Annotated in this window: 6 protein-coding genes; 1 reads left to right on the top strand and 5 read right to left on the bottom strand. The window is 57.5% G+C overall.

Annotated elements, in window-relative coordinates:
* Window positions 1-14: 14 nt before the first annotated feature.
* The 5 genes from ACP26L_RS11430 to ACP26L_RS11410 all read right to left on the bottom strand — a co-directional run bounded on the left by ACP26L_RS11430 (window position 15) and on the right by ACP26L_RS11410 (window position 9,998).
* Window positions 15-1,877 carry a cache domain-containing sensor histidine kinase gene (locus ACP26L_RS11430; RefSeq protein WP_426452640.1) on the bottom strand — a complete coding sequence of 621 codons (1,863 nt, stop codon included), beginning with the start codon at window positions 1,875-1,877 and terminating at the stop codon, window positions 15-17.
* Between the two features lie 515 nt (window positions 1,878-2,392).
* Window positions 2,393-6,730 (bottom strand): glycosyl hydrolase, encoded by a 4,338-nt coding sequence (locus ACP26L_RS11425; RefSeq protein WP_426452639.1) that lies wholly within the window; start codon window positions 6,728-6,730, stop codon window positions 2,393-2,395.
* 99 nt (window positions 6,731-6,829) lie between these two features.
* Window positions 6,830-8,122: an ABC transporter substrate-binding protein gene (locus ACP26L_RS11420; RefSeq protein ID WP_426452638.1), complete on the bottom strand. Its 1,293-nt coding sequence runs from the start codon at window positions 8,120-8,122 to the stop codon at window positions 6,830-6,832.
* 169 nt (window positions 8,123-8,291) lie between these two features.
* Window positions 8,292-9,125, bottom strand: coding sequence for a carbohydrate ABC transporter permease (locus ACP26L_RS11415; protein ID WP_426452637.1), 834 nt, complete (start codon window positions 9,123-9,125; stop codon window positions 8,292-8,294).
* Complete coding sequence (locus ACP26L_RS11410; protein ID WP_426452636.1) at window positions 9,126-9,998, bottom strand: carbohydrate ABC transporter permease; 873 nt, start codon at window positions 9,996-9,998, stop codon at window positions 9,126-9,128.
* Between the two features lie 627 nt (window positions 9,999-10,625).
* On the opposite strand from ACP26L_RS11410, the gene ACP26L_RS11405 reads away from it, so the two are divergent.
* Window positions 10,626-12,143 carry a glycosyl hydrolase gene (locus tag ACP26L_RS11405; protein WP_426452635.1) on the top strand — a complete coding sequence of 506 codons (1,518 nt, stop codon included), beginning with the start codon at window positions 10,626-10,628 and terminating at the stop codon, window positions 12,141-12,143.
* The last annotated feature ends 62 nt before the right edge of the window (window positions 12,144-12,205 follow it).

Raw genomic sequence — 12,205 nt, 5'->3', positions numbered from 1 at the left:
GGCTTTCCTTCCTCCTATTCCCATGTCCGGTGCAGCCTGACATGAACCTCGGTGCCTTCGCCTTCCGTACTGTAGACCTCCAGCCCGTAGGCTTCACCGTAATACAGCTTCAGCCGTTCATTCACATTGCGCAGCCCGACCCCCCGTTGATCCCTCCGGTCGCCCTCCGCCTGAGGCACGGACAGGGACCGGCTCAGCTTCCCGAGCGTCTCCCGGCTCATGCCGACCCCGTTGTCCTTGATCACCATGACCGCATCTTCCCCGCTGATGGCCAGGGAGACGGACACCACCATGGTCTGCGTGGGATTCATCCCGTGCAGGATCGCATTCTCCACGATCGGCTGGACGGTCAGCTTCAGCATCCGCAGCGATTCGAACCTTCCGTACGGCTCTATCTCGAGCCGGAAGCGTCCGGGGTACCGGAATTCCTGAAGCTTCATATAATTGCGCAGATGCTCCAGCTCATCTTCGAACTGCACGAACTCCTTCTTGTCCGTGATGCTGTAGCGCAGCAGCTTTCCGAGGATCTCCGTCATATCGGCCACCTCGCTGTCATCGTTGAATTCGGCCGTCATGCGGATCGACTCCAGGGTGTTGTAGATAAAATGGGGATTGATCTGCGACTGCAGCGCGTGCAGCTCGGCCTCCTTTTTGCGCTCCCCGATCCGGTTATTCTCCTCGATGAGCTGACGAATCCGCTCGATCATCCGGTTGAACTGGTTGCCGAGCCGGCCGGCTTCATCCTGGACCGTCACCGGGAAGCTGACCTCGAGGTTGCCCTGCTGGACGCTCTTCATGAGGAGAAGCAGCTTGCGCAGCGACCTCGTGAGGGCAAACGACAGGAAGATGGACAGCGCCAGCGCCAGAGTGATCGTCAGCAGGGTCGCGAACAGGGTGAACTCGCGGGTCCGCTGCACCCCTTGGGTCAGCTCGTCCAGCGGAACGGTTATGACCACGCGCCAGCCGGAACGCTCCGATACGGAATAGACGACCAGCGACTCCCGGCCGTCCACCGCTTCGATGAAGCTGCCCTGAGGCTCCCGCCCGCGCTGCAGCCAGTGGCCCGCCTCCACATTCCGGGTCATGAACGTGCGGTCACTGTCGTAGATGACAATGTCTTCATTATTGATAATAAAAGTCTTCCCGCGGGTCACCTCATCCATATCCTTGACGAAGCGCTCGAAGGAATCCATATTGGCGTCCACGACAATCAGACCGATCGGTTCATAGGCGTTATTGAACACCTCACGGACCACCGAGAACAAATAATTGCGGCGGTTCGTATTGTTCACGACTTCCTCGGTAGGAATAAGGGCCGGCAGCCCTTTGTCCCGCCCCACCGCCTGCTTCCACACCGCGTACCGCTTGTCGATGTCCTGGCGGACCCCGCTTTTGTACCGGTAATACGCATTCCCGTACTGGTCGAACAGATAGACGGAGGTCGTATCCTCCTTGATATTGTTCAAGAAGTTGATGCTGGATTCGATCCGCTGGCGGATCTCCACGGAAGACGGGGTCAGGGACTGCGATGCCGCGGGTGCCCCGGTCTGCCCGCTCTCCAGGCTCTCGTAATACCGGTTGGAGAGCTCCAGATTCTCCTTGATCTCGTCCACGTACGCCGGGATGGTGGAGAGCTTCTCCATATCCTGAATGTATTCGTCCAGCCGGTTGGCGGTTTCCTTGGAAACCTCCTGCACATAAGCCGACGTATTATGCTGTACCGAACTCACGTAGTTCTGATCCGAATAATAACTGAGCAGCGAAATGGGAATAATCAGCAGGCATACGAAGATCAGAATGAGCTTCCATTCCATGCGAAGCTGTGTCAGCTGAACCATGCGCCCCCGCTGAGGCAAAAGATGAAATCGTTTCAGCATCCCCGCTCTCCTAACCGTCATCTCTCAACCAAGATGAACTTCTTCCGACTCGTGTTCTTATTGTAGCACAGGGCTCTCCTGCCGGTAGATGGTAATGAAAAACAGCCCGAAGGAAGAATTCCCTTCCAGGCCGGCCGCTCGGTCTGTTGGATGGAACGTTCGCCCAAGGCCCTGACACAGATGGCTGTTATCGCTTACATCTCTATTGTATAAGCAGCGGCCCCAGAATGCATTGCACTCTGTTATCAAAAGTTGTCCTCAATTACGCCGTCGTGCCGATGCCTTACCGCTGCCCCGTCCACCCAAGGGAGCATGCCATGGACCTGGAAGGTCACACGCCTCAGTCTGATGCACGCACTCCTGCCCCATTGTGCCTGAGCACCGGGCCGCTGACCTGTCCGTGCATTACGGACTGCATTACGGACTGCATGCAGGACAGGCATAAGACTGACCGCTGTCCGCGATCATGACAAACAGCCCGAAAGAGTATACCTCTTTCGGGCTGCTCGCGCGGTTTACTCTGCCGCGTTCAACCGGACCTCGTCCACGTACACCTCAGCCTGCCCGGTGCCGCTGACCGGTTCAATCTTCACCCCGATCGACTGCACGAGATCCGGGTGCGGGAGGGAAGCGACAGGGATGGCGGCGGTGACAAATCCGCTGGAATCCACCGGAACCGTGCCGCTGTCATACCAGACCCAGTCGGACCCCGTCTTCACATACAGCCGTGCATTCGCCTGGCCGGCGGACAGCTTCAGCCGGACGCTGATGGAGCCCACGGCGGACAGGTCGAGGGCTTCCATCTTGGCCAGCTCGAAGCCGGCACGTCCCGCAAGGGAGAAGGAGGAGCCTAGCGCGGAGCTGCCGGAGGCCGCGGCAGCCGTGTTGACGGCAGGGGCCGTCGCGGAGGCCTGATTCTGCTCCAGCACCCAGCCCGCGGTATCCGTCTCGAAGTCATAGAGAAGGCCTGGCTGCGCCGCCGAGCTGCCCGGACCCGATCCGCCGTTCGGCACGGTTGGCGCATCCGGGTTCAGCACCGCACGGATGTCATCGAAGTACATCGTGCCCTCAAGCTTCGCACCGTTTACGGCGTTGGTATAGACCGAGAACTCCTGGACGTTCTTCAGCTTGGTCTTCGTCAACTGCCCCGTGCCTCCGTGTACGGGAACGAACGCGGCGAACGGAATCACCTCGAGGTACGGCACGGCCTCATCCGTTGCAGGATAGTATTCGAAGTAAGTCCCATCCACCTTCAGCTGAATGACGAGCTTCTGGCTCTGCCCGTCCGGTGTGAGCCAGAACTGCAGCTGGTTGGCCCCGGACCAGTCGCGGCTGCCGAGAAGCTTGTTCACTCCCGCATAGCCCGCGCCGGCCAGCTTGTATTGATACTTCATCGCGTACAGGCCTTGACGGGCCTGATCCGGCGCCAGTGTTACGGATGCGCCGTCTCCGCTCGCGGAGACAAAGGCCGTCTGGAGTGCGGCATCCAATCCTTGGTAGCCTTCAAAATCGTCGACGACAGAAGGATCCTGCGGGGCTTCGTGATACACACTGTACAATTCCACATGGTCGAGATACACCGGCCCACTGTACTGGAGTCCGCTGCCGACGATCGAAAGAGCGAGGCTCTCCGCCGCTGCCGACGACTTGGGATCCGTCAGATCGATCGAGGCAGGATAAACCGCGTATACCGCATCCCCTACGATCACCGTCTCAAGCTCAGACAGCTTCCTGGACGTCGTGTTCATGCCGTACTTCGTATCCCAATCCGGAGGAAGCATGGCCACGGCCTGCAGTGAAGCGTCCGCACTCCTGCTCCCCGCCTCGACGGGAAGGAGCAGCTGCAGCTTTACCCGCTTGACATCCGCCAGATTCACATCGCCGGCCGCAGAGGTCAGCTGGAGCTTCAACTCCTGCCAGGTGTCCGTGTACACGGTATCCGTCACATTCAGCTGCAGCCTGCCGCTGCCGGCAAATTCGGCATGTTCGATCGAGGTCACGGAAGCCTGGTAGCCCCCGTTCGACTGGAAGCCGGCAATGCCGTCATCGAAGGTATAGGCATGCATCAGCATCTCTTCCACTTTGACGAACACCGTATTGGTTTCTTGGTGGGTGACCACCCCGTCCTTATACACCTTAACGGTATACTCAGCCGACTTGCCATTGAAGGCAGGGTCGAGCTTCCAATCCGCCGAGTAATAACCTTGCTCGTCCAGTGTCATGGAGGTTTCTTGTGCGGAGCCGCTTACGATATAGACCACCCGGTCCGGAGTCATGTGCAGCACCTTGGCCCGCACCTTCGTCACCGGGGTGCTGACCGTTCCCTGCTCTGCAGGCGTAACGGCGTGCATGACGGGAGCTTCCTCCGCCGGCGTTACCTTTCGGCCCGCGACCTCTCCCACTTCCCCAAGGAAGCTGGAGTAAGGATCGTTATAGAATGCCTTGAAGTCCGGCAGCAGCTCGTGGTCGCCGAGTTCCGGATGGCCGCTGTACGGCACGAACAGGTTGCTGTTCAGTCCGAAGTTGGCCCAAGTCTGCATGTAGGCCATCCGTTTCGCCGCCGGGTCGCTCTTGATCGCCCCGAGCACCTTGCTGAACCATTCGAGATCGCCGTTGCCGGTCGTCTTCATTCCCTGAGGACTGTAGCCGAACTCCGTCAGCGCAGCGATTTTGCCCCTGCTGTCGGCCACGGTGGAGATCATGCGCAGATCATCTACCAGCGCATTCAGGAACGCTTCCGTTCCCGGCGCCGCCTGGTTGTCGTACTGGTCCATCCCCAGGATGTCTACATAAGCATCCCCCGGGTAGGTTGTGAGATACTTGGCGGCATCGCCTCCGAACGGACCGTTCGGCGACCAGGCATAGAGCAGGTTGTGCACCCCTTTGGTATCCCGCAGATATTCGACGGTATATCGGTAGAGCTCGATGTACTGCTCCGTCGGCGTCGTCTTGGCTCCCCACCAGAACCAGCCGCCGTTCTGTTCATGGAACACCCGCAAGATCAGCGGGATCGGCGTGCCTTCATCGTCCTTGAGCTTCAGCGCGAAGTCGGCGATGAGATCGAGGTAGGCCGTGAACGCCGCATTGGCCTTGCCGCCAGGCAGTACGTTCTCCGCCACATTCCCAGTCGTATCGTTATACTTGCCCCCGGTCACGAAGTTCGAGGGGTGCATGCTCAGCGCAAGCAGTCCGCCGAGCTCGTGGGCCTGCTTCATCTTGGCCAGCAGCCGGTCCCGGCTCTGGGCCGTATCGCCCGGTACGCCCGGCTTCTCATCGCCCTGCAGGCTCAGCACATCCCAGCCGAAGAGGGCGGAATAATCGCCGGCAGCCTGCCGCACGTCCGAATCGGTCCCCATCGGATCCTGGACGGAGAAGCCTACATCCGTAGCATGCTGGTGGCCGAACAGGATCTCCTGTCCGCGCACCTCCTGCAGATAAGCGAACAAGGAGCGGGTAGCTTCCGTCGCCTGGGCATCTACGAGGTCGGCCGTCAGGCTGTCTCCGCTGTCACCGTCAGTTCCGCTATCGCCGCCGGTTCCGCCGCCACCACCGTTTCCGCTATCGCCGCCGGTTCCGCTGCCGCCACCATCGGTGCCACCATCGCTGCTGTCGTTGTCACCCCTGCCGCCTCCGCTGCTTCCTCCTGTGCCGCCGCTTCCACCCCCGGCCGGTGTCTGAGCTCCGGATGGCGTCAGCACACCGTCTGCTGCCGTGTAGCTTCCTTTGGCCGCCTCTTTCCCGTTGATGCTCACGCGGTCCGCTTCCACCTTCAGCTCCGTGACACTTCCGCGGAGGCTTAGGCTGGTTCCCGCCGCCGCCGGCGCGATCCGGAGCACGCCGAGCCCGGCGCCTTCCGCCACCTTCACCGTGGCCGGCCGGTTCACTTCGGCTTCTTCCACCCGGGCACCCTTCTCAAGCTCCAGTACGGAATCGCTGTCCAGCTCGATGTGCCCGACCACCGACGTACCGGAGACCACCGTGCGGACACGTCCCTCCTGCCGGCTTACGATCGCCCTGCCGAGCGAGGAATCGTTCACATGGACGGAGTTCTCGCCGCCTCCGGAGATGAACGTTGTTCCTTTGACATGGACTTTCTCCAGCTCCACGTCACCGTCAGCCACGCCTGGCGCTATGTACAAATTTCCCGCTACCTCGGTCTCTTTGAGAACCGAGCTTTTCTTGTTCAGGACGACATGGCCGCTGATTGCACCGCCGGCTCCGACGGGATTATAGCCGGCAATCAGACGGTCCAGCAGCGCCAGAAGCTCCGCACGCGTGATTCCTGCCTTCGGATGAAAGCCGCCATCCTCGTAACCGTTTACAATTCCGTTAAAAGCACGCACCGCTTCCTTGGCATAAGCGTCGATCTCTTCCGCATCCGGGAACCCCGCCTCAGCCTGACTGCCGCCAGCGGCCTTCAGTTCAAACACTCTCGCCAGCAGGACAACGGCGTCCTGCCTCGAGATCTCCGACTCCGCCTTCGATAACCCGCCCGGGAAGCCTTGGTAGTAGCCCGCCTGCTTGGCGGCCGAGAGCTCGTCCGCATACCACGCATCCCGCGTCACATCGGTGAACGGCTGGTCCGCCAATGCGTAGAAACCGAACAGCTCATTCACGATCTTCACAAATTCAGCCCGGGTGATCCGCTGGTCCGGTCTGAACGTCCCGTCCGCATACCCGTGGATCACGCCGTTCGCCAGCCATTTGCTAACGCTTTCTTTGGCCCAGTGTTCCACCGTATCCGCCAGGATGCCGGTTCCGGACGCCGCAGCGTACCCCGCCGCCGGTGACCCGGCCGAGAATACAAGGGATGCCGCCATACACGCCTTAAGCCACGCCTGATGCTTCTTCATCGGGATTCTCCTCTTCTCCATAAGGCCGCCCGGAGGGCAGGATACGCCATCCGGGAGAACCTCAATCATCTTTGGTGTGATTTGATGTGATTCCAGACGTTACTTGACCGAAGCTCTGGCTTCCTTCCACTTCGTGTTCAGCTTGTCGAGCTCCGCCTTCAGGTCTTTGGCTTCCAGAACGTCCTGAATGTACTTGCCGCCGAAGAAGTCGATCTTCGCTCTGTTGCCGATATCGTTCCATTTCGAGGAAGTCGGTACGTTCTCGATGAAGTTCGGCTTGTAGGACTGGAATTCCTTAAGCTGCTCAAGACCCGGTGCTTTGGACTTCTGCGGCGGGATGAAACCGGAAGCTTCCACATAGCCCGCTTCCTCCACCATGAACTTTACCCAAGCCTCCGCAAGCGGCTTGTTCTTGCTGTTCACGTCGATGCCGTAGAAGTAGTCGGCGCTGAGCGGGGCATTCAGCTTGCCGCTGTTATCATATGGGAACGGGAAGTAGCCGATATCTTCCTTGGCCGCGCCCGCGCCGATCACCTGGTTGATCACCCAGTTGCCGAGGAAGTACATGCCGGCTTTGCCACTGGCGACTTCGCCTTTAGAGGCTTCCCAGACGTTCGAGTACAGATCCTTCTCCACGTAGCCTTTTTCCTTCAGCGTTCTGACGATCGTGAAGCCCTTACCGAACGCACCCTCCACCTTGAAAGGCTCGTCGGTCTCGGTCATCTTGTCAAGGTACTTGGCGTCCCCGCTCGAGAACTGGACGAGCACCTCGCCCCACTCCTTCATCGGCCACTGCGCCCCGTTGTTGATGTAGATCGGAACAATGCCTGCCGCTTTCAATTTCTCGCAGGCGGCGTAGAATTCATCAAGCGTCTTCGGAATGGAAGTGATGCCCGCTTTCTCGAACGCCTTTTTGTTGTACACGATCCCTTCCGTCGACACGCCTGACACGATCCCGTAGATTTGGCCGTTATCGGCCTTGTAATCCTTGAAATACAGGTCGCCGAGGCTGTCGGCCAGACCGTTCACCGGAGCGAAGAACTTGCCGAGATCTTTGTTGGCGATGTTCGTCGGGATGAGCATGACGTCCCCGACATTGTTAGCGGACAGCCGGACGCGCATATCCGATTCGTAGTTCGTGATCCCTTCAAATTCGATGTCTTCGACCTTCGGATATTTCTTCTTGAAGGCTTCTTCATACTTGTCGAAGGTGCCGTCATTCACGAGGTCCGTGCGCTGGGTCACGAAGGTAATCTTCCCTTTGACTTCCCCGCTGCCTCCTTGGTCACCTGCAGGAGCCGCATCCATCGACGGCTCGGAATTGCCTCCGCAGCCTGCCAGAGCGGTGGAAGCAAGGGCAACAGCCAGCATCGTACCGAACATTTTGTTCATGTGTAGAATCCCCTTTTCGTCTGAAAATGAATGTTATCGCTTACAACCCTATTGTATAAAGCCCAGCTGCAAATTTCATTGTATTCTGTTATCAAAAATTGTCCTAAAATACTGACTAAATATCATTAAGAAAAATAACAATAATAACGTATTATCAGTGCGAATCCCTCTACTCTTTGACCGAACCGCTCGTCACACCCGCATAAATGAACTTCTGAAGGAACAGGAACAGGATAATCGCCGGAACAAAAATAACAATGATCATCGCCGCAATATAGTTCCAGCTGGCCGCATTGGGTCCGACGAATTGGAAGATTGAAGTGGATACGACCTGCAGGTTCGTCTTCGTCATGTACAGGAACGGAATGTAGAAATCGTTGTAGATATAGATCGTCCGCAGAATCACAACCGTAACCGTCGCCGGCATCAGCAGCGGGAAGATGATATTCCAGTAGATCCGGAACAGGGACGCCCCTTCGAGCATCGCGCTCTCATCCAGCGAGTAAGAGATATTGCGGATAAACTGCAGGTAGATGATGATCGAGATGACGTCCGCCCCCAGGTACAGCAGGATCGGCGCGTGAATGTTGTTGATCAGCCCCAGAGAATTCATCAGCCCGTAGGTGGCGACCTGTGTCGTTACTAGCGGCGTCACGGAGGCGAGCAGGTACATCCCGATGATGACCTTCTTCAGCTTGAAATCAAAGCGCCCCAGCGCATAAGCGACCATGGTGCCGAGGATGATATTGCCCGCCACCGACAGCCCGATGATGTACAGCGTATTCGGGAACGCCGTCGTCAGGATTTTCGTTTTGGTGAAAATATACTCGTAGTTCTCCCAATGCAACCAATCCGCCGGAAGGGCAAACCGGTTCTGCAGGTATTCCTGTTTCGTCTTCAGCGAGGTAATAAATACCGTATAAGGCGGGAATAACACGACGAATACCCCGATGAACAATGACACATACTGCAGCGTCCGGATGAAGACCGACTGCTCTCTCATCTACTCGTCTCCTCCTTTCAGCAGCAGGCGCTGCAGTCCGACAAACACCAGAACGATCAGCAGCATCACGACGGCGAGTGCGGAGCCGAGGCCGACCTGCTGGAACTTGAACGCCACGTCGACGGTCTTGATGATGAATGTCTCCGTGTTGTTTGCGCCGAGCATCATGATGTACGGAATCTCAAACGCTTCCAAAGCACCGGTAAGCGTCAGCAGCAGCAGGAGCTCCATCACCTTGCGGATGCTCGGCAGCGTCACATGCAGGAACTGCTGCGTGGAGGAAGCGCCGTCAATGCGGGCGGCCTCATAGATATCGCCCGGAATCGACTGCAGGGTGCCGAGGAAGATGACCATGCTCAGTCCCATGTACTTCCACATGGATACGAACGCAAGCGCGAAGTTGACGATCGATGGGTCGCCGAGCCAGTTCTGCTTCCAGCCGGAGAGTCCGACGAGATCCAGGAAGGCGTTAAGCGTGCCGTATTGGTTGTTGTACAGCGCCTGGAACATGAACACGATGGCCACACTGTGCATGATGTAAGGCAGGAACAGGATGACGCGGAAGCCGTTGCGCCCCTTGAGCTTGCTGTTGAGCAGCACGGCAAAATACAGGGCCAGGCCCGTCTGGAGGAGCCCGCCGATAAAGTAATAGGCGTTATTCTTCAGCACACCGAAGTATTCCGCATTGCCGAAGATCTCCCGGTAGTTCTGGAAACCGACGAATACTTTCTCGGTTAACCCGTCCCACTCCAGGAAGCTGTAATAGAACAAGCTGAACAGCGGATAATACGAGAACGTAAGAAGCAGCAGCAGCGGCAGGCTCAAAAAACTGACCAGAATAATGGATCTTTGCGTGTTGTAGCTGAAATTCATAGGCCGCAGCCCCCTCCCATCCGAATGTCTTTACGTCTTTCTCTTTTGACTAAGTATGCGCTTTCTTCATTGCTGCAAAGCATAATGCTTAGTGTTCCACGAGGCTTTTCTCCCCCGGTATCTGCTCTCCATCTGCCTGTGCTGACCTCCCGGCTCCATTTGTTATCGCTTGCATGCTTTGATTATAGAGGGGTTCATCCCTTGATAAAATGCACTCAGTAAGCATTTCTTGTCTTCAATTATCCAAATGGACCGCTAATGGATCCATATAGTCTTAAGGGACATGGAATGGAACCCCGGGGGGCAGCGATGCGCCAGTAATAATAACACATATAACAAAATATAGGCATGCTTCCCCATTTTCAATAGTAAACAGGCTTCTTTTTGGATGAAACCCTGTAGATACGCCGACTTTAAGCTAAGTAAACGCATTCAAAAAATGTATTGACTTTTTCATCCAGCCCATTTTATGATAAATTAACGCTAACAGATCAAACTACGCATCGCAGTTACCTTCCATCGGTTCCCCTATGTTAGCGATTCATTCCGAGGAAAGGAGTTCGGTGAGAGTCTGATATCCGTTATTTGCAAGCGCTTTATTTATTTCATGTAGAGGAGATGCGATTCATGAAAAAAACTCTGATGCTCTTCACCCTGACTTCCCTGCTCGTCAGCGGGGTCCCGGCTGCTTACGCCCACACGGCTGCGCCCGTGGACACCTCCGCCTCTCAGAAAACCAAGGACACTTACAATTGGCTCACCCACCTGCCGAACCGCACGGATAACCGGGCCGTTTCCGGCTTCTTCGGCGGATACAGCAACAATGGCTTCTCTACCACCCAGCTTGAAGAGTTAAAAACGGCAACAGGACAGTATCCCGGCATCTTCGGCTGCGATTACGGGGCCGGCTGGGCTTCAGCCTCGGATCCCACTACGCTCATTGACTACACCTGCAATTCCACGCTGAAATCCTACTCGACTAGCGGCGGACTGATCACCGTCAACGTTCACTATCCGAGTCCCGGTTACGCGACGGGGGGCAACCTGAACACGAAGCTGACGAACTTCAGCGATCTCACGAACCCGAGCACCGCGACCGGCCAGCGTTGGAGATCCTACCTGGATAAGACGGCCGCCGGCCTGCTGGACCTGCAGAATGCCGGGGTAACGGTGCTGTGGCGTCCCTTCCACGAGATGAACGGCGACTGGTTCTGGTGGGGCAGCCAGGATGCGGCGGCGTTCAAGGCGGCGTGGATCGACATGTACAACTACTTCACGAACACCAAGGGCCTGCATAACCTGATCTGGATCTATGCACCGGACTTCAGCAGAGGCAATCGTACGGCATACTATCCTGGCGGCAGCTACGTGGATATTGTGGGCCTGGACGCGTATGACGATAATCCGGAGACGGCTGTAACCGGCTACGACGAACTGGTGGCCTTGGGCAAGCCGTTCGCCCTCACCGAGATCGGGCCGGATACATTCGGTACGTTCGATTACACCAAGTGGCTGAACGCGATCAAGACCAAGTTCCCCAAGACGGTGTATTTCTTCGCCTGGAATGACAGCTGGGCACCGCACCGCAACCAGAATGCCTCCGCTCTTTTCAACGACTCCTGGATCGTCAACCGGGGTGAGATTAACCTGAGCTCGGTCACGGAGAGCGGAGGCTCGACGCCAGGCACAGGCACCGCCACGACGCTGTATAACTTCGAGAGCTCCACCGAGTCCTGGGCCGGCACGAACATTACCGGCGGCCCCTGGACCACGACCGAGTGGAAAGCCAGCGGGAGCTCTTCTCTCAAAGCGGATGTGAACCTCGGCGCTGCGACCAAGGAATACACGCTCAGCCGTGCCTCAGCACAGAATTTGTCCTCCAAATCCACACTGAAGGCCGCTGTCAACCGCGCTTCCTGGGGAACCGGCACCGTTACCGCCAAGCTGTACATCAAAACCGGAAGCACCTACCAGTGGTACGACGGCGGAGCCGTAACGGTCCCTTCGACGGGCACAACGCTCAGCCTCTCGCTGGCCGGCCTCGCGAACCTGTCCGACGTGCGGGAGCTCGGCGTCCAGTTCACGGCGGCATCCGGGAGCAGCGGCACGAGCGCCATCTATGTGGACAACGTGACGGTGGAGTAATTCTGCGGTCTGCAGGTTAAGATCAGGACAAATGCTCCTGGCATCTGACCCTTCAGGTGCAG

The sequence above is a fragment of the Paenibacillus sp. S-38 genome (genome assembly GCF_049942825.1).
GTDB lineage: Bacteria > Bacillota > Bacilli > Paenibacillales > NBRC-103111 > Paenibacillus_G.
Note: the sequence above shows the minus strand (reverse complement) of the source record. Positions and strands in the feature narration are given on the sequence as shown.

Bases quoted from the DNA above. Each gene is read 5' to 3' on its own strand.
- ACP26L_RS11430 (WP_426452640.1), bottom strand. From the start codon at position 1,877: ATGCTGAAACGATTTCATCTTTTGCCTCAGCGGGGGCGCATGGTTCAG.
- ACP26L_RS11425 (WP_426452639.1), bottom strand. From the start codon at position 6,730: ATGAAGAAGCATCAGGCGTGGCTTAAGGCGTGTATGGCGGCATCCCTT.
- ACP26L_RS11420 (WP_426452638.1), bottom strand. From the start codon at position 8,122: ATGAACAAAATGTTCGGTACGATGCTGGCTGTTGCCCTTGCTTCCACC.
- ACP26L_RS11415 (WP_426452637.1), bottom strand. From the start codon at position 9,125: ATGAGAGAGCAGTCGGTCTTCATCCGGACGCTGCAGTATGTGTCATTG.
- ACP26L_RS11410 (WP_426452636.1), bottom strand. From the start codon at position 9,998: ATGAATTTCAGCTACAACACGCAAAGATCCATTATTCTGGTCAGTTTT.
- ACP26L_RS11405 (WP_426452635.1), top strand. From the start codon at position 10,626: ATGAAAAAAACTCTGATGCTCTTCACCCTGACTTCCCTGCTCGTCAGC.